Origin of the sequence: Pandoraea thiooxydans (genome assembly GCF_001931675.1) — a bacterium.
In the GTDB taxonomy this organism is placed as follows: Bacteria; Pseudomonadota; Gammaproteobacteria; order Burkholderiales; family Burkholderiaceae; genus Pandoraea; species Pandoraea thiooxydans.
Genome location: NZ_CP014839.1, coordinates 2,166,202 through 2,184,538 on the forward strand (window position 1 = coordinate 2,166,202; position 18,337 = coordinate 2,184,538).

General features: G+C 62.5%; 18 protein-coding genes. 4 read left to right on the forward strand and 14 right to left on the reverse strand.

Features of this window, described 5'->3' with window-relative positions; genetic code table 11:
* Nucleotides 1-58 precede the first annotated feature (58 nt).
* Nucleotides 59-997: a LysR substrate-binding domain-containing protein gene (locus tag PATSB16_RS09930; RefSeq protein ID WP_047213989.1), complete on the forward strand. Its 939-nt coding sequence runs from the start codon at nt 59-61 to the stop codon at nt 995-997.
* A gap of 1 nt (nt 998) precedes the next feature.
* Here PATSB16_RS09930 and PATSB16_RS09935 read toward each other — a convergent pair whose 3' ends face one another.
* Nucleotides 999-2,357 carry an 8-oxoguanine deaminase gene (locus tag PATSB16_RS09935; RefSeq protein WP_047213990.1) on the reverse strand — a complete coding sequence of 453 codons (1,359 nt, stop codon included), beginning with the start codon at nt 2,355-2,357 and terminating at the stop codon, nt 999-1,001.
* A 70-nt stretch (nt 2,358-2,427) separates the two neighbouring features.
* On the reverse strand, nt 2,428-3,783 hold the full coding sequence (locus PATSB16_RS09940; RefSeq protein ID WP_047213991.1) for a nucleobase:cation symporter-2 family protein: 1,356 nt from the start codon (nt 3,781-3,783) through the stop codon (nt 2,428-2,430).
* Between the two features lie 396 nt (nt 3,784-4,179).
* On the opposite strand from PATSB16_RS09940, the gene uraH reads away from it, so the two are divergent.
* Entirely contained in the window at nt 4,180-4,533 is a 354-nt protein-coding gene (gene uraH, locus PATSB16_RS09945; protein WP_047213992.1) for a hydroxyisourate hydrolase, read from the forward strand.
* A 21-nt stretch (nt 4,534-4,554) separates the two neighbouring features.
* Nucleotides 4,555-5,751 carry a urate hydroxylase PuuD gene (locus tag PATSB16_RS09950; RefSeq protein ID WP_047213993.1) on the forward strand — a complete coding sequence of 399 codons (1,197 nt, stop codon included), beginning with the start codon at nt 4,555-4,557 and terminating at the stop codon, nt 5,749-5,751.
* 179 nt (nt 5,752-5,930) lie between these two features.
* On the opposite strand, the gene PATSB16_RS09955 is transcribed toward PATSB16_RS09950, so the two are convergent.
* From PATSB16_RS09955 to PATSB16_RS09980, 6 genes are all read right to left on the reverse strand, one after another.
* Nucleotides 5,931-6,635: an ABC transporter ATP-binding protein gene (locus PATSB16_RS09955; RefSeq protein WP_047216452.1), complete on the reverse strand. Its 705-nt coding sequence runs from the start codon at nt 6,633-6,635 to the stop codon at nt 5,931-5,933.
* Between the two features lie 16 nt (nt 6,636-6,651).
* Nucleotides 6,652-7,374: an ABC transporter ATP-binding protein gene (locus PATSB16_RS09960; protein WP_047213994.1), complete on the reverse strand. Its 723-nt coding sequence runs from the start codon at nt 7,372-7,374 to the stop codon at nt 6,652-6,654.
* Nucleotides 7,355-8,401 carry a branched-chain amino acid ABC transporter permease gene (locus PATSB16_RS09965; RefSeq protein ID WP_418303887.1) on the reverse strand — a complete coding sequence of 349 codons (1,047 nt, stop codon included), beginning with the start codon at nt 8,399-8,401 and terminating at the stop codon, nt 7,355-7,357. The genes PATSB16_RS09960 and PATSB16_RS09965 overlap by 20 nt, the downstream gene beginning before the upstream one ends.
* 1 nt (nt 8,402) lies before the next feature.
* Nucleotides 8,403-9,254: a branched-chain amino acid ABC transporter permease gene (locus PATSB16_RS09970; protein WP_047213995.1), complete on the reverse strand. Its 852-nt coding sequence runs from the start codon at nt 9,252-9,254 to the stop codon at nt 8,403-8,405.
* Nucleotides 9,255-9,295: 41 nt separating this feature from the next.
* Nucleotides 9,296-10,546: an ABC transporter substrate-binding protein gene (locus PATSB16_RS09975; RefSeq protein WP_047213996.1), complete on the reverse strand. Its 1,251-nt coding sequence runs from the start codon at nt 10,544-10,546 to the stop codon at nt 9,296-9,298.
* Between the two features lie 67 nt (nt 10,547-10,613).
* Nucleotides 10,614-11,447, reverse strand: a complete 834-nt coding sequence (locus tag PATSB16_RS09980) for an IclR family transcriptional regulator (RefSeq protein WP_047213997.1) — start codon at nt 11,445-11,447, stop codon at nt 10,614-10,616.
* Between the two features lie 333 nt (nt 11,448-11,780).
* Here PATSB16_RS09980 and PATSB16_RS09985 point away from each other — a divergent pair, with 333 nt between their 5' ends.
* Complete coding sequence (locus PATSB16_RS09985; protein ID WP_047213998.1) at nt 11,781-13,160, forward strand: amino acid permease; 1,380 nt, start codon at nt 11,781-11,783, stop codon at nt 13,158-13,160.
* A 120-nt stretch (nt 13,161-13,280) separates the two neighbouring features.
* On the opposite strand, the gene PATSB16_RS09990 is transcribed toward PATSB16_RS09985, so the two are convergent.
* The 6 genes from PATSB16_RS09990 to PATSB16_RS10015 form a co-directional block, all read right to left on the reverse strand.
* On the reverse strand, nt 13,281-13,790 hold the full coding sequence (locus PATSB16_RS09990) for an ureidoglycolate lyase (protein ID WP_047213999.1): 510 nt from the start codon (nt 13,788-13,790) through the stop codon (nt 13,281-13,283).
* 10 nt (nt 13,791-13,800) lie between these two features.
* Nucleotides 13,801-14,826, reverse strand: a complete 1,026-nt coding sequence (gene alc, locus PATSB16_RS09995; protein WP_047214000.1) for an allantoicase — start codon at nt 14,824-14,826, stop codon at nt 13,801-13,803.
* 75 nt (nt 14,827-14,901) lie between these two features.
* On the reverse strand, nt 14,902-15,429 hold the full coding sequence (uraD, locus tag PATSB16_RS10000; RefSeq protein ID WP_156884698.1) for a 2-oxo-4-hydroxy-4-carboxy-5-ureidoimidazoline decarboxylase: 528 nt from the start codon (nt 15,427-15,429) through the stop codon (nt 14,902-14,904).
* Nucleotides 15,426-16,376 carry an allantoinase PuuE gene (puuE, locus tag PATSB16_RS10005; RefSeq protein ID WP_047214001.1) on the reverse strand — a complete coding sequence of 317 codons (951 nt, stop codon included), beginning with the start codon at nt 16,374-16,376 and terminating at the stop codon, nt 15,426-15,428. The genes uraD and puuE overlap by 4 nt, the downstream gene beginning before the upstream one ends.
* A 139-nt stretch (nt 16,377-16,515) precedes the next feature.
* Complete coding sequence (locus PATSB16_RS10010; RefSeq protein WP_052892647.1) at nt 16,516-17,547, reverse strand: porin; 1,032 nt, start codon at nt 17,545-17,547, stop codon at nt 16,516-16,518.
* Between the two features lie 50 nt (nt 17,548-17,597).
* Complete coding sequence (locus PATSB16_RS10015) at nt 17,598-18,332, reverse strand: aspartate/glutamate racemase family protein (protein ID WP_047216456.1); 735 nt, start codon at nt 18,330-18,332, stop codon at nt 17,598-17,600.
* Nucleotides 18,333-18,337 lie beyond the last annotated feature (5 nt).

An 18,337-nucleotide genomic window follows, 5' to 3' on the forward strand; every position in this document is an offset into this window, starting at 1 on the left:
TCATAATGCTTTGCTTATGCAACAAGCATCAAATCATTAGCAAACGGATATAACGATCATGAGCCAAACTCGCGAACCCATCGATACTTATTTGCTGCGGGTATTGAACACCCTGATGATCGAGCGCAGTGTCACCCGGGCCGCCGTCAAGCTCAATCAGTCCCAGCCGGCCATCAGCGCGGCGTTGCGCCGCCTGCGGGATATCACTGGCGATCCGTTGCTGGTGCGCGGCAAGTCGGGCATGGTGCCGACCGAATATGGTGCGTCGCTGCTCGAACCGACCCAGAACGCGTTGCGCGAAATCGAACGGATCACCGTCCAGCAATCGACTTTCGACCCGGCCACGACAGTGCGCACCTTTCGCATCGGTTCGCCGGACTATCTGAACGTCTACTTCGTACCCACGGTCGTCGAGCGTTTCCGGCAGCAAGCCCCCAACGCGCAACTCGAGCTGCATTCGCTGGGGCCGGCCTTCGATTACGAGCATGCGCTGGAGGAAGGCAAGGTCGACATCGTGATCGGCAACTGGCCCGAGCCGCCCGAGCAGCTGCACCTGAGCAACCTGTTCGTCGACCAGATCGTCTGCCTGATGCGCAGCTCGCATCCGTTTGCCAAGCGCGAACTCACGCTCGATCACTATCTGCAGAGTCCGCACCTGGCGCCGTCACCCTATTCGGTGGCCCAGCGCGGCGCGATCGACATGCATCTGGCGCGTGAGCGGCTCAAGCGCAACGTCGTCGTTACGATTCCCTACTTCAACCTGGCGCCTTACGTGCTGTTGAAGTCGGACCTGATCTTCACCACCACGCGGCTGTTTGCCGATTACTACGCCGACTTTCTGCCCCTGACGGTGGTCGAGGCGCCGATCGATTTTCCGCCGATGCAGTATTACCAGCTTTGGCACGAGCGTACGCACTACTCCGACGAAGTGCGCTGGCTGCGCAGCGTCATTTCCGACGCCACGCGCACGCTGCTCGAGCAGCGCGGCCAGTCCTGAATCATCCCGCCACCAGACGCTGCGCCAGCCGGTTGTGCCGCTCGATCGTGGCCGGCAGGTCCAGCGTGGCGATCTGTCCTTCGCGCACCACCACCCGGCCGTTGATCACGCTGTAGGCGACCGCTCCAAGGTTGCAGAACACCAGCGCCGCGAGCGGATCGTGCAGCGCGCCGGCCAAACCGATTTGGCGCAGATCGAAAGCGGCGAAGTCAGCTGCCATGCCCGGCGCCAGCGCCCCGATATCGTCGCGATTGAGCACCTTGGCCCCGCCCAGCGTGGCGATCTCCAGCGCCTCGCGCGCCGTCATCGCGTCCGGTCCGAACCCGACGCGCTGCAGCAGCAACGCCTGACGTACCTCGCTCATCATATGGCCGGCATCGTTCGAGGCCGAACCGTCGACGCCGAGGCCGACCGGCACCCCGGCGTCGCGCATCTTGCGAATCGGCGCAATTCCCGAGGCCAGCCGCATGTTCGAGCAGGGACAATGCGCCACCCCGGTACCGGTGCGCGCGAACAGTTCAATGCCCTGCGCGTCGAGCTGGACGCAGTGCGCATGCCAGACATCGTGGCCGACCCAGCCCAGGTCTTGCGCATACTCGGCCGGCGTCATGCCGAATTTCTCGCGGCTGTAGGCAATATCGTTGACGTTTTCCGCCAGATGGGTGTGCAGCGACACGCCATAATGGCGCGCCAGCGCGGCCGCCTCGCGCATCAGGTCGCGACTGACCGAAAACGGCGAGCATGGCGCCACCACCACGCGCTGCATCGCGTAGCGATCGGCGTCATGGTAGGTTTCGATCAGGCGTTGCGTGTCGCGCAGAATCGCCGCTTCGTCCTCGACCACCGCATCCGGCGGCAATCCGCCCTTGCTTTGCCCGACGCTCATGCTGCCGCGGCTGGCATGAAAACGCATGCCGATCTGCGCGGCGGCCTCGATGCTATGGTCGAGCTGGCAGCCGTTCGGATAAATATAGAGATGGTCGCTGGAGGTCGTGCAGCCCGACAGAATCAGCTCCGCCATCGCCGTGAGCGTCGACACGCCGATCATCTCCGGGGTCAGGCGCGCCCAGATCGGGTAGAGGTTGCTCAGCCAGTTGAACAGCTCGCCGTTTTGCGCGGCCGGCACGGCGCGCGTCAGGCTCTGATACATATGGTGATGCGTATTGATCAGCCCCGGAATGACGATATGTCCTCGCAGGTCGATGACTTCATCGGCGCTGTGCGGCAAGGTCTCGCTCGGGCCGACCGCCACGATGCGGTTGTTCTCGACGAACAGGCCGCCCTGTCTGATTTCGCGCCGCTGGGCATCCATCGTCACCAGCGACTCGGCATTGCGGATCAATAAGGTTTTGTTTGGCATGCGTTAATCGACATATAAAAAAGGGGGCTTACGCCCCCAACGCATCTCGCTGGAGATCAACCGCGCGATGTCAGTGCACTTCACCCAATTGGCCGGCTATCTCACCGGCCGAATGCTTTTTTTCGTCTTTGAATCCATTGAAATAAGCGTTGAGCACCACCGCCGAGACGGCCGCCAGCAGGATCCCGCTATGCAGCAGCGGGGCCAGCTGCACCGGCATCTTGCTGAAGAACTTGTTCGACACCACCGGGATCATCGCCATGCCGATGCCGATCGCGACGATATACAGGTTATAGCGGTTTTTCTCGTAATCGACCTTGGCAAGGATCTTGATGCCGGTGGCCATCACCATGCCGAACATCACGATGCCCGCACCGCCCAGCACGAACTGCGGAATCGAAGCCACGACGATCGACATCTTCGGCACCAGGCCGAACATGACCAGGATGACACCGGAAGTGGCACACACCCAGCGGCTGCGCACCCCGGTAATGCCGACCAGACCGATGTTCTGCGAAAACGAGGTGTGCGGGAAACTGTTGAACAGGCCGCCGATCACCGTGGCCAGGCCATCGACGCGCAAGCCGCGCACCAGTGTCTTCTCGTCCACCGGGCGCTCGCAGATCTCGCCCAACGCCAGGAACATCCCGGTCGATTCGATGAAGGTGATCAGCATGACCACCACCATGGTGGCGATCGACCAGGGATCGAACTTGGGCAGCCCGAAATGGAACGGTGTCACCAGCGCGAACCACTTCGCCTGAGCCAGGCCGGCGAAGCTTACCTTGCCCATCATCAGGGCAATGGCAAAACCGAACATCATGCCCAGCAGCACGGCAATGTTGGCGAAAAAGCCGCGTACATAGCGTGTGATCAACAAGATGAATACCAGCACGGCCAGTGAAATGCCCAGATAGACGGGGCTGCCGTAATCGGGGTTGCCAACGCCGCCGGCGGCCCAGTCGATACCCACACCGACGATGGTCAAGCCGATCGAGGTGATCACGATGCCGGTGACCAGGGGCGGGAAAAAGCGCAGCACCTTGCCGATGAGCGGCGCGATCAGCGTGCCGATGATGCCTGCGGCGATCGTCGATCCGTAAATGCCGGGCAGGCCCAGCGCGGGATTGCCGGCCATTGCGAGCATCGGCCCGACCGCGGCGAAGGTCACCGCCATGATGACGGGCATGCGAATACCGAACTTGCCGATACCGATCGACTGCAGCAGCGTCGCGATGCCGCAGCACAGCAAATCGGCGCTGATCAGAAAAGCCACCTGGTCCTTGGGCAGGCCGGCGGCCCCGCCGATAATCAGGGGAACGGCAATTGCGCCGGCATACATCACCAGCACGTGCTGCAATCCGAGAGTCAACAACTTGCCCAACGGCAATACTTCGTCGATGGGGTGCACCGCGGCGTTACTCATGGTTCTATCTCCTCCTACTTGTTCCTTTGTGTATGACGCAAGGCAAAGGTACCTGCCCGGCACGCGTCGTGACAAGCCGTGCCGGGCATATATTGCTTTTTACATAGCCCATATGCGCAAAGCCTGATATCGAACCTCGGGTTTTCCCGATAGGCTCAAGCCCGGTGGGGCATAACGGCCGATTTTCCGGCAAGCCGGCCGCGCCGATATACGCATTTTGTTATTCGCACTATTTGCCAAAGCAATAATTACGCGTTAACCCGCAGCCTCTGCGATCCGTTCGGGCGCATTGCGATGGCGCTCATTGACGATATGCGCGCCGTTTTATCTTTGTTATTGCTTGCGTTATGAAGCGGCAATCTCCCTACAATTCAGGCATTCAAGAGAGGAGGATTTATGGGACGACTGACCACGCATGTGCTCGATACGGCGCATGGCAGGCCGGGCGCCGGCATCCGGGTCGAGCTGTATGCCTGCGAAAACGGCACGCGCAGTCTGCTAAGAGACGTGCAAACCAATCACGACGGCCGCTGTGACAAGCCGCTGCTCGAGGGTGACGAATTCCTGCGCGGCGAATATGAACTGGTGTTTCACGCCGGCGATTACTTCGCCGCCCAGGGCGTCGACGTGCCCTCGCCGCGCTTCGTCGATCGCGTCGTTCTGCGCTTCGGCATCGCCGACACCCAACAGCACTACCACGTGCCGCTGCTGGTCTCCCCGTGGAGCTACAGCACTTATCGCGGCAGCTAAGCAGTAATCAGGAGACACAAGATGGAATCGTTTGTTACCGATTGGCTCAATTTGGCGCTGCGCTGGCTGCACGTCGTGGCCGCCATTGCCTGGATCGGCGAGTCGTTTTATTTCGTTATGCTTGACAACGGCCTGAAGGCGCCGCAAGACGCCGAGGCTCGCCAACGCGGCGTATCGGGAGAAATGTGGTCGGTGCATGGCGGCGGCTTCTACCACTCGCAGAAGTATTTGGTTTCGCCGCCGAAAATGCCGGCCGAGCTGCACTGGTCGAAATGGAAATCCTACGCCACCTGGATGTCAGGCTTCGGCCTGTTCACGGTGCTGTACCTGATGCAGCCCGAAACCTACCTGATCGACAAGAGCGTGGCGAACATCACCCCGAGCGCGGCGGTGATCATTGCGCTGGCGTTCCTGGCCGGCGGCTGGATCGTCTACGACGGGCTGTGCCGCCTGCTCGGCAAGAACGACCGCGTGCTGGGCGTGGCGGTGGCGATCTTCATCGTTGCCTGCACCTATGCCACCACGCACATCTTCTCGGGCCGCGCGGCGTACCTGATCATCGGCGCAATGATGGCGACCTCGATGTCGGCCAACGTGTTCTTCTGGATCATCCCCGGCCAGCGCAAGATGGTCGATGCACTCTCGCGTGGAGAAACACCCGATCCGCGACCGGGCAAACTGGGCAAGCAACGTTCGGTGCACAACACCTATTTCACGTTGCCTGTCGTGTTCATCATGATCAGCAACCACTACGCGTTCACCTACACGAACAAGTACAACTGGATCATGCTGTCGCTGATCATGCTCGCCGGCGCGATGATCCGTCAGTTCTTCGTGCTGCGTCATGCGGGCAAGAACGTCTACGCGCTGCCGGTTGCCGGCGCGGCGCTGCTCGTCGGCGTCGCCGTGTGGGCCGCCCCGCGTCCCGCGGCCGTCCCGATGCCGGCCAACGCCTCGGCCAAGCCGATCCGGCTGGCCGATATCCAGCCGATTTTGCAGGCGCGCTGCATCGAATGCCATTCGGCTAAACCGACGATGATGGGCAGTGCGCCCGCCGGCGTCATGTTCGACACGCCTGACGAAATTTCGGCCAATGCGGAGCGCATCTACCAGCAAGCGGTACAGCTAAAGGCCATGCCGCTGGGCAATGTCACGCACATCACCGCGGAGGAACGCACCAAGCTCGCGCAGTGGTTCACCGAAGGCGCACAAAAATAACGAACTTTCATCTTGCTAGACCCAAGCTTGGAGGCGCTTCGTGCGCCTCTTTTTTTGAGCTCGGGGCCAACCATGCCGATGACCCTCGCCGGCAATGCTTCGGCACTGCCGGCCGCGCCTGAAACAATGGCGCCAGGCGGCGCCATTCCGGGTTCCGGCGTGAGGGCGTCCAACCCCACTCACAAACCGAGATAGGCCCGCCTTACTTCGTCTGAGGCGCCAATTTCATCGGCGTCGCCATGCAGCGCGATCCTGCCGCTTTGCATGACGTAAGCCCGTTTGGCCACTTCCAGCGCCTGCGCCATATTTTGTTCGACCAGCAAAATGGTCGTACCCATCTTGTTGAGGTTGGCCAGTGTGTCGAACACAGTCTCGACCAACAATGGCGAGAGCCCCAGGCTGGGTTCGTCGACCAGCAACAGGCGCGGCCCGCTCATCAGGGCCCGACCGATGGCCAGCATCTGCCGCTCGCCACCGGAAAGCGTCCCGGCGATCTGGGTGCGCCGCTCGGCCAGGCGCGGAAACAGCGTGTAGACCTGATCGATGCGCTCGCGATACGTAGCGTCGTTGGCGACCACGTAGCCGCCCAGGCGCAGGTTCTGCTCGACCGGTTGGCGCGCGAATACGCGACCGCCCTCCGGGATCAACGCAATGCCGCGCTTGACCAGCACGTCCGGCGTCAGTCCGGTGATATCGCTGCCGTCAAAGGTGATGCGCCCGGCCTTGGGCTTGACCGAGCCGACCAGCGAGAGCAGCGTGCTCGATTTGCCGGCGCCGTTCGCTCCGAGCAAAGCCGTGATCTCGCCCGCGGAAACCTCGAGCGAAATGCCCCGCACCGCCTGCACGCCGCCATAGGCAACCTGCAGGTCCTCGACTTTGAGCAACGTCGTATTGTTGTTCTCAGGCACGGTACTTTCTCCCCAGATATGCCTCGATGACGGTCGGGTTGGATACGATTTCCTTGGGCTCGCCCGATGCAATCAGCTTGCCGAAATTGAGCACCATGACCCGATGCGCCAGACGCATCACGACCTCGAGCACGTGCTCGACGATCACCAGCGTGACACCCCGCGCATGAATCTTGCGAAGAATTTCCGCCAATTCGACCGCCTCGGTAGGATTCAGGCCGCCGGCCACCTCGTCGAGCAGCAGCAGCTTGGGCGAAGTCGCCAGCGCGCGTGCCAACTCGATTCGCTTTTGCCCGGCCACGTTCAACTCGCCCGCCTTGACCTCGGCTCGCTTGTCCAGGTCCACCAGCGCCAGCACCTCGTGTGCCGCCTCGCGTGCGCCGGCCAGCGTCGGATGATGCAGCAATGCGCCGACCATGACGTTTTCGAGCACGGTCATCGCGCCGAAGCTGCGCGGAATCTGATAGGTCCGCATCAAACCTCGGGCCGCGACCGCTTCGGGCGTCAGCCCGACGAGTTCTTTGCCGTCGAATGTCACGCTGCCCGAGGTCGGCGCAAAATGTCCGGCCAGGCAATTGAACAGCGTGCTCTTGCCGGCACCGTTGGGGCCGATGATCGCGACGATTTCTCCGCTCTCGACCCCAAAGCTGACGTCGGCATTGGCAACCAGCCCGCCAAAGCGTTTAGTGAGTTCCTTAACTTCGAGCAGAGCCACGACGTAACCTCAATGTGATTAAACCACTCGGCAAAAACAAACTGACCAGAACGATCGCCAGCCCATACAGCAGCAAGTCCATGCCCTGGCCGGAGCTGCCCAGCGCGACCCGCGTGCCTTCGGCCAGAGGAATCAGCACCGCGGCGCCCAGCCACGGCCCGGCGATGCTGCCGACCCCGCCGAGAATGGCGACCAGCACGATCTGCACGGAAAGCGTCAAATTGAACGCGGAATCCGGGTCGATGAATCCGATATAAACGCCATAGAAGCCGCCCCAGACGCCGGTGAGCGCGGCCGACAGCACGAAGGCGCGCATCTTGTAGCGCTCGGCCGGCACGCCCAGGCTGCGCGCGGCGGCCTCGTCGCCGTTGATTGCCCGCCAGTAGAATCCGGTCTTGGAGCGCACCAGTGCGATCGTGGCCCACAGCGTAAATAGCGCCAGCGCGAAGGCAATCCAGTAATACGGCGCCTTGGAGCGAAACAGCAGCAGCCACGCGCTATTGGCGATCGGCGCTTCGACGCCGGTCGCGCCGCCGGCCCAATCCCAATTGACGACCAGCAGTTGCGCGACCGACAGCACGGCGATCGTGGCCATCGCAAAATAGTGCCCGGTCAGCCGCAGCGTGGGCCTGCCGACGACGAAGGCAACCACGGCGGCGACCACGCCACCCAGCGGAATTCCGAGCCAGGGGCTGAGATGGGCGTGATGCAGCAGCAGCAGCGTGGTGTAGGCGCCCAGACCGAGAAACACGGCATGGCCGAACGAGACGCGCCCGAGGAATCCGCCCACCAGATTCCACGCCGCGCCCAATGCGCCGTACATCAACGCCATCACGACGATCTGCTGCGAATAGGGATCGGTCACGATGAATGGAAACACAATCAATCCAAGCAAGACCAATCCGAGAACCCATTTGATCCAAGGTTGGCCGGTGGGGGCTGTTGCCTTCATTTCGGCCACGTCCTTTCTTTGCGAAGAAAACACTTGCACCGGTTGCGGTTCGATTTCCAATTGGGATTCGTCCATGTCACCACCGCCCGAAAAGACCGCGCGGCCGATACCAGAGGACCAGCAGGAAAATCACGAAAATACTGACCATCTTATAGGCGGGCTCGACCAGGTAACCGGTCATCGACTCGACCACCCCGATCAGGATGCCGGAAATGAAAGCACCCGGCAGCGATCCGAAACCGCCCATGGCCACCGCTACGAAAGCCAGCAGTCCGAATACGCTGCCGACCGACGGAAATACGTAGAAAAAGCTGGTGAGCAAAGCGCCTGCCAGCCCCACCGCCGCGCTGCCCAGCATCCATACTTGCGCGTTGATGCGGTCCGCGGCAATGCCGACAAACGACGCTGCCTGCCGGTCCTCGGCCACCGCCTGCAATGCATGTCCCCAGCGGGTCCGATACACCAGCAGGAACAGCAGCCCGGTGACCACCAGGGCCACCAGGCCGGTGGCCACCTGGGGACGCCCAAGCGAGACACCGGCGAGATTGACCGCCCCCGAGAGCCAGGTATCGGGCAGATTGCGGTAATCCGGCGAGAACGCGATGAAAGCAAGCTGGCGCAGCACCAGCCCCAACCCGAAGGTCGCCAGAATCACGATCATCGGTGAGCCGCGCTGCAGCGGCCGGATGATCACCGCATAGGACAGAAACCCCACGAAAGCCAGCAGGCATGCGGCGATCGGTGCGGACAGGGTCGGATCGACGTGCCCGAGGGTGAACATCCAGTAGGCGGCATACATGCCAAGCATCAGAAAGTCACCGTGCGCAAAATTGATGACATCCGTGATGCCCCATATCAACGCCAGACCCACCGCGATCGCTGCGTAGATCAGGCCGTTGAATAAACCCGTGGCGAGAGCCTCGAACACATCGTTCTCCTTGCTTTATCAGACTGTCGGCAGCAACCCGCTTACTTCTTCCAGGTGAACGGAAGGATCGGCAGGTTCTGTTTCTTTTTGTAGTTGGCAGGCCACACGGTTTGATATTGCTTGCCTTCCAGCTGCAGAATCAAACCCTGCCCTTTCAGGTTCTGCCCGTTGCTGTCGAACTTGACGCCCGCCCACGGCATGATGATTTGATCCGCGCTCAGGTTGGTATCGGCCAGCGCCTTGCGGATCGCCTCCGGATTGGTCGAGCCGGCACGGTTGATCGCATCGGCCAGCACCAGCACCCCTTGCAGGGAGCGCGCGCTGTTACCGTTGAGATCCTTGCCGGTCTTGGCCTTGAACATGTCGTTGACTTGCTTGATGATCGGCTTGACGGTGTACAGATCGTTCGACCACACGTCACGCGTGAGCACGCCTTGCACCTGCGGACCCACCTCGGAGATGAAACGCGAATCGATAAAGCCGGCGTCGTTGGCCAGGAAAATCGGCGGAGCGTAGTTCATTTGCCGCATCGTGCGCACGAACAGCATGGCGTCCGACGTATAGCTGGCGAAGATTGCCACGTCGGGTTTGGCCGCGGCGAGTTTTTGCGTCTCGGAGTTCAGCGACGGAGAGCCGGCCGAGTAGGCGATGTTCGCGACGATTTCACGGCCCGATTGCTTGGCGAACTTCTGCACGGCCTTATAGGTATTCACGCCGAAGTCGGTGTTCTCGTACACCACCGCGATCTTCTTGGTCGGCTGATTCTTCAGGCCATCGAGAAACTCCATCATGTTGTGAATGAAGGTTTCGTCGTTCGGCGTGGTGCGGAAGAACCACTTGTAGCCACGTTGCGTCAGATCGGGGCTGCTCGATTCCCCGTTCAGATAGGGAATGCCGCGCTGCTCGGCAATACGGCTGGCGGTTTTGGTCACGTCGGACTGATAGGCGCCGGTGAGCGCCACCACATGCTCCTGATCGATCAGGCGCTCGGCTTCGGCCTGCCCGATGCCGGGCTTGCCCTGCGAGTCCGAGAAAACCACCTGGATCTTCGCCCCGCCCAGCTTCGGCAGGCCTGCGCCGGCGGCAAGCGGAATGCCCTTGAGTTCGGGATGCGGATTGTTGATGATGTCCTCCGCGAGCTCGATGGCCTGCTTGAGCTCGCCTCCGGTCGACGCCAGCGCGCCGCTCAACGGATAGACCGCCCCGATCTTGATCACCTTTTGCTGCGCGGACGCACCCTGCGCCAGCGCGATCCCCAAACTCGCCATCAGTACTGCAAACAGTTTCTTCATTGCAATTTCCCCTGAGAAAGAAATACGGTCACAGTCGACTCGACCCTTTGCTGCCCTTGATCCGACGCTAGTCCGCGCGCCCCCTGTCCGGGGACAAAGCCGGCATTTCCTGCAAAAACCGCCGCGGATCCGTTTGCCACGGCCCGCTATACCCGAGCGTGCGGGATACCTCCTCGGCCGTTTTCGATACTGCCTCCAAATACCCCAGCAACGATGCCTCATCGGCAAACACCGCAGCGGTTCCCGCCAGACTGATCGCAGCGACGAATTCACCGCCCAGCCCGAATACCGGCGCCGCAATTTCGGCCGAATGCGGCTCGAGCTCGCCAAAGCTGGCAGCCAGCCAGGTGCGCGCCGACAAATCGATCAGCGCCTCCAGCTCGGCCGGGGCACACGGCGTGATTTCGGTATAGGCGCGCATCGCTCCGCCGAGGATTTCCGCCTTGAGATGCGCATCGGAAAACGTAAGAATCAGGCGGGTGGACGCACCAGCATAAAGCGGCGCGCGCCGCCCCGGTGCGATATACATGCGTACCCGGGCACGCGACTCGAATACGTCGAGATAGATGCCCTCGTTGCCGTCGCGTATCACCCATTGCGTCGACTGCAGCGTCTGGTCGCGCAATTGCTCGAGAAAAGGCATGGCCACGCGCCGCGCCGGATAGCTCGCCTGAACGATTCCGCCCAGCTCCAGCAGGCGCGTACCCAGACGATAGCCGCCCTCGAACCGCTGGATCACCGCGAAGCGCTCCAGTGCCCGCAGCGCGCGCAGGCAGCTCGCCTTGGGCAAGCCGGAGACCCGGGCCAGATCCGCCAGGGTCCAGACCGGCTTTTCATGCGAAAAAAAACTGGTCAGAAAGAGCGGGCGCTCCAGCGACGATATCGGCGTTGTCTGTTTCATTGAATGAACCGAAGTATTGCTCCATGAAATAATAGGAAATTTCTAACTCGTTAACCAATTAGTGTTACTACTGAGAATCGTGAATCTCGCGCAACGCCGCTCATCGAGTTACCGATTGTCGGAATAGTCCCCCTTAAATTCAGATTTCCCTCAAAAATAATCCTGTCCGAGGCGAATTAACATGGCAAATCGCGCGCCCATGGCTGATTCGGAACCCGATATTTTCACCAATCTCGCTGCGCCCCAAAGCAGCAAGGTTCATGCCAGGCATGGGCGATGATCGGCACAACGGGCCGGCCACAGCGCCCGCCCACGAGCATGGAGACACAATCAATGCATCACAGCCAACCCGGACTCAAACGCAGTCTCGGCGAACGCCACATTCGGCTCATGGCGCTCGGCACGGCAATCGGCGTCGGCCTGTTCCTGGGATCAGGCGAAGCGATTCAAATGGCCGGCCCGGCAATCATGCTGGCCTACCTTCTGGGTGGATTCGTCGTTTTCGTCATCATGCGCGCGCTGGGCGAAATGGCGGTACACAATCCCGTGGCCGGCTCGTTCAGCCGGTACGCGCAGGAAGCGCTCGGCCCGCTGGCCGGTTATCTCACCGGCTGGACCTACTGGTTTCTGTGGATGGTGACCTGCATTGCCGAAATCACCGCCGTGGCAATCTACATGGGCGTCTGGTTTCCCGAGGTACCCCGCTGGATCTGGGCACTCGCGGCGCTATCCATGATGGGCGCGGTCAATCTGGTCGCCGTCAAGGCATACGGCGAATTCGAGTTCTGGTTCGCGTTGATCAAGGTCGTCGCCATCATTGTGATGATCATCGGCGGCCTGGGCATGATCGTGTTCGGCCTGGGCAACGACGGCGTGCCGATCGGCATCGGCAACCTGTGGCGTCACGGCGGATTTTTCCCGAACGGTGCGCAAGGCCTGTTGACCTCGCTGCAAATGGTGATGTTCGCCTATATCGGCGTCGAGTTGATCGGCCTGGCCGCCGGCGAAGCGGCCAAACCCGAGAAGTCGATTCCCGGCGCCATCAACTCGGTACTGTGGCGCATTCTGATTTTCTATGTGGGCGCCCTGTTCGTTATTCTGTCGATTTACCCGTGGCACCAGATCGGCGCGAGCGGCAGTCCGTTCGTCGCCACGTTCGAGCGCCTGGGGCTCAAGTCCGCTGCCGGCATCATCAACTTCGTCGTGCTGACAGCGGCGCTGTCCTCCTGCAACGGCGGCATCTTCAGCACCGGTCGTATGCTTTATAACCTCGCGCAGCAACGCCAGGCACCGGGGGTATTTGGCCGCACCGCGTCCAACGGCGTGCCCCGCCTGGCGCTGCTGGTGTCCATGGGAATCTTGCTGTTTGGCGTGCTGCTCAATTACCTGGTGCCCGGCAAAGTCTTTGTCTGGGTCACGTCGATCGCCACGTTCGGCGGCATCTGGACCTGGATCATGATTCTGCTCACGCAGATGAGATTCCGCCGCAACCTGTCGCCGGAAGAACGCCGTCAGTTGGCATTCCGCATGCCCTGGTGGCCGTATGGGTCGTGGCTCACTCTGGCATTTCTGGCGCTCGTTATCGGTTTGATGGGCTATTTCCCCGACACGCGCATCGCACTGATCGTCGGTCCGGGGTGGCTGCTGCTATTGATTGCGCTCTATTACGGCTTTGGCCTGGCCAAGGGCAAGGCGGCGGCTCCGGTGCGCTGAGATCCGATCTGGATCAGCCTTTTCTATCCGCCAGGAACCGAGGGCTCGATTGATTTGGCCCGAGCGGCTGGTGGCGGCGCTCCCGAATGCGGGAGATGCGCCGCCCGCCGAAACGCCGTGCTAGCCAGCCAGCGCGCGCTCGAGCGCGGCCTCGGTGAGCCACCAGGTTTGCGGCAGATCCTGCTCGTCGCAGTTGGCGCCCTCGCCGCCGCGATCGACCACGATGAAGTCGCTCACCCGGCGCAGCGCCAGCAGCGGATGGTGCCACACCCCGGCGGCGTAGTTCACCCCCTGCCAGCCGCTCGTGACGAACGCGCGCATGCCGCGCACGTCCAGCTCGCCGGCCGGCGCCACCACCACCAGGTACGGCGTGTCGGCCAGCGGCACGAACGCCTGGCTGCCCAGCGGATGGCGCTCGAGCATCTTCACCTCGAACGGCAGGGGCCGCGGCTGGCCCCGGAACAGGTTCAGCAGCGCGTGCCCGCGACCCACCTCCACCCTGGCCAGATCGTGATAGCGCTCGGTGTTGCCGCCATTGATCGGGTAGTGGCGCGCACCGGCCAGCTCGATCACGTCGCCAAACGGGGCGAACGCTTCGCGCGTCAGGCGCTCGATCCTCAACTCGTTCATGCCCGGCTCCTCACGCCTTGGCGCCGCGCGCGAGCCGGCCCCACAGCCGCAGCCGCGAGACCCCGCCGTCGGGCACGATGTTGAAGCGAATGTGGGTGATCGGCCCGAGCCGCGCAATCTGCTCGGCAAAGCCGTGCTGCTTGTCCATCGCCAGCTTCTGCTCAGGCAGCAGCACCGGCCAGAACATCGACTGCGTGACCAGCGACTCGGCCGTGCCGCCGGTGACGTACGCGGCCTGCACCGAGCAGCGGTCCGGGTAGTTGCCCTTGAAGTGCGCCGTGTCCACTTCGATCTTCTCGATCTCGCCCGGGTGCGCCAGCGCGATGATGCACCAGTCGTTGCCCGGCTCGCGGCGCCGCCGCGTCTCCCAGCCGTCGCCCATGTTCACGCCCCGGCCCGGCATCAGCAGGTTCGAGGCCAGCCCGAAGTGCTGGTTGTTGACCCCCACCACGGTGCCGCCATTCTCCATGGCGATCAGGTCGATCAGCTCGTCGGCCCCGCGCGCGGCCCAGTCGCACTGCGGCAGCCCGTACAGGCGCAGCCGCGCGAGCCCGCCGTCCGGGTACAGGTTGACCCGCACATGGGTGTAGGCCCGCTCGCCGGCCAGCGCGTGATAGTGGTGGCTGTTGCCCTGCAGGCTCACCGAGGGCAGGATCTCGTGCCACTCGGTGCGCTCGTCGGGCGCGCCCGACGGGCAGTAGCAGGCGTCGAGCGAGGCCGCCGGCGGAAAGTTGCCGGTGAAGTGGCTGGTGTCCAGGTCCACCCCGTGCAGCACGCCCGCGCGCGCGAGCTTGACGATGCACCAGTCGTAGCCGGTGGTGCGCTTGCGGCGCGTCTCCCAGCCGTCCATCCATTTACCGTTCTCGTCGTATTTGCCGACAATGAACACCGCCGGCTCGGGGTTGAGCATGCGCTCCTTGGCCGCGAAGAATTCGTCGGTGGCATACAGGGCTTGCGCGCCCAGCCGCGGATCGGCCAGGTTCACGTAGCGGCGCACATACTCCGGTGCGTTCGGGTCGAGGGTGACAACTGCCATGAGTGAGTCCTTGGTATCGATGATGCGGGTGCGGTGCCGGCTACGGCCGCCGCACCATCGCTTGGTTGATGGATATTATGCGCGCACGAGATCCTGCAGGCGCAGCAAGGCGATACGGAAAATCTGCTGCAGGCACTCCTCGATCTCCTGCTCGCGGCTGTGTGCGAGCCGCTGCGTAAAGTTCTCGATGATGCTGTGCCGGGTATGGCCGCGCACGGCCAGAATGAACGGAAAGCCGAATTTCTCGCCATAGGCCTGGTTCAATTGCTGCAGCTGCGCAAACTCTTCCGGCGTGCACTGATTGAGCCCCGCACCGCTCTGCTCGCGCGTGGACTCGGCCGTCAGTTCGCCACGCACGGCCAGCTTGCCGGCCAGCTCCGGGTGCGCGCGAATCAGTTGCAGTTGCGCCGCCTGTCCGCCATCGCGCACCGCCTGGCACATGATTTCGTGCAATTGCGCGACGCTGGCGAACGGCCGCTGGTGCCATGCCGCTTCGGCCACCCAGGGGGAGTGTTCGAAAATGCCGCCCAGGGCGGCCACGAAATCGTCCTTTGGCAGGACGCCGAGTTGTTCCAGCGTAGTCATCACGATCGGTGCGTTCATGCACGCCCCCCCTGCGTCTGCGCCTGATACGGGTGACGGGCTTGCCAGTGACGGGCAATGTCGATCCGGCGGCACACCCAGACGCGATCATGCTGCTCGATATGATCGAGAAAACGCTGCAGCGCGCGAAACCGTCCGGGGCGGCCCAGCAGACGGCAGTGCATGCCGATCGACAGCATTTTCGGGGTCTCCTCGCCTTCGGCATACAGCACGTCGAACGCGTCGCGCAAATAAGTGAAAAAGTGATCGGCCGTATTGAAGCCCTGCGGCGCGGCAAACCGCATGTCGTTGCTGTCGAGCGTATAGGGCACCACCAGATGGGGTTTGCGCTCGCCGCCGCCGACTTCCACCTCGGTCCAGAACGGCAGATCGTCGCCGTAGTTGTCGGCGTCGTAGGCAAAGCCGCCGTGCTCGACCACCAGCCGGCGGGTATTCGGGCTGTCGCGCCCGGTGTACCAGCCCAGCGGCGCCTGACCGGTCATTTGCCTGATGATCTCGACCGCCGCGCGCATATGCTCGCGCTCGGTCGCCTCGTCGATGTTCTGATAGTGAATCCAGCGCAAGCCATGGCAAGCGATTTCGTGGCCGAGTTCGACGAATGCCTGGGTGGCCTCCGGATTGCGCTGCAACGCCATCGATACGCCGAAAATCGTCAGCGGCAGACCACGCCGCTCGAACTCGCGCAAAATCCGCCACACCCCCGCCCGCGAGCCGTACTCGTAAATCGACTCCATGCTCATATGGCGCGCCTCGTACGCCTGGGCACCGATGATTTCCGAGAGAAACTGCTCGGACGCGCGGTCGCCATGCAGCACGCAATTCTCGCTGCCCTCTTCGTAGTTGAGCACGAACTGCACCGCGACGCGGGCTCGGCCCGGCCAGTCGGCGTGCGGAACGTTGCGGCCATAGCCGATCAGGTCGCGCGGGTAGTTTTTATCGTAGGCCATAACAGTCGGGGGTCCTGGTAGACGCAAATTGTTCGAGGCAGTTTAGCGAAAAGCGCATTCGCAAGACATAGCGCAGGACGGATATTGAGCCTTTGCGCCAGCATATAGTGGGTCGGTCCGGCGAGACCGACCCGCCGCCTTAAAACGCATGGCGTATGCCAACATTCGCGACGACCTGGCTTTGGCCGGCCAGGCCGTCGCCGTAAAAGGACTCCGCCGAATTGTGGCGATTTTTCAGCAAACCCAGATTGGCAAAAACGCCGGTCTGCTTCGACAGGCTGTAGTCGGCGGTAAAGCGCCCTGCCACGGCACTGTCGTCGGTGCCGAACTGCTTGCGGTAAATGGCATCGGCCGACAGCGTCAACGCGCCGGTGGCGTAATAGTCCATGCCCAGGTCATACACGGCGGCGTGCAACGCCGCGCCATTGGCGTCCGGATAGCCGCTATTGCCAAAGCCCAGCCGCACCCGGACCCGCCCGAACGAATAGTTAGCGCCGAGCTCCCACAACTCCGACGAAAACGGTGCCAGCGCATCGTGCCGATGATGGTAGACCGCCCCCAGGTTCAGCGGGCCGCTCGCGTAGCTCAGCGCAGCCTCATAAACACTGTTCGACGCAACGCTGCCCGGTACATTGCCAAACCCATACAAACCGGAGGCGCGCAGGCCATCCCAATCGGGCGACTGGTATTTCACCGCGTTGTCGACCAGATCGCTGACCTCGTCGAAACCCGTCAGGCGAAATACCGACAGGTTATACCCTCCTCGGAAAAACGGCCCGACCATCGTGCCGTCGCTCAGATTCCATTGCCGCCCGATCGTGAGGGTGCCAAGCCGTTCGCTTTGCAGCCCCACGAATGCGCCTCGATTGAAAATGCCGGTGCCGGCAAATCGCCCGTTGGGGACGTCGAAACCGGATTCCAGCGTGTAGATGGCGCTCAAGCCGCCGCCCAGATCCTCGCGCCCCTTAAGGCCAAAGCGCGACGTACCCCACGAGATGCCATCGCCCAGGGCCAGCATCGTGCCGCTGGTGCCGGTCGCCTTGTCATAGACGTTCGAGGCCGACACGATCCCGCTATCGATAAAGCCATACAAAGTTACGCTGCTTTGGGCGTGCGCGGTGGCGAAGGCGCAAGCGCAGAGCGCCGCCGCGAAAGGCAGTTTCTTGTTCATCGGTGTTCTCTTGTTTTGAAATGTTGGCCGGTTCAGCAAACCGGCGACGCTCAGGCCGCGTTCAGCTGGTTGGCGTGGCCCGCATAAGACTTGGGCAGCGGATAGGCGAAATCGCCCCGCTTGCTGGTACGCAATCCCATGGCCACCAGCGCTTCGACCTGCTTGACGGCGGCCACCACCCCCTCCACCACCGGCGCGCCGATCTCGCGGCCGATGCTCTCGCACAACTCGGCCATGCCGGCGCAGCCGAGCACGATGACCTCCGAGCCATCTTCGGCGAGCGCGCGCCGGCATTCGTCGGTAATCAGGCGGCGCGCATCGGATTGCGGGTTTTCCAGTTCCAGCACCGGGAGATCGACCGCCCGCACATTGCGGCAAAAGCGCTTCATGCCGTAGTTTTCCGCCAGGTGCCAGGCCATGCCGCAGGTGCGCGCCAGCGTCGTTACCACGGAAAAACCGGTGCCGAGCATGCTGGCGGCATGCATGGCCGCCTCCGCGATTCCCACCACCGGCCCGCGGGCCAGCTCGCGAGCGGCATACAGTCCCGGGTCGCCAAAGCAGGCGATCACGTAGCCGTCGTAACCGGCCTGCTCGCCGCGCTTGATTTCTGCCAGCAGGCCAGGCAGCGCCATGGCCTCGTCGTAGTAGCCCTCGATCGATGCCGGGCCGGTGGCGGGGCTGACCGCGTCGAGCTCGGTGCCGGGGGCAACGACCCGGCGCGCGCAGCGGCCCATCGCCTCGGTCATGCTGACGGTCGTATTGGGATTGATCAGTTTGATACGCATGATGA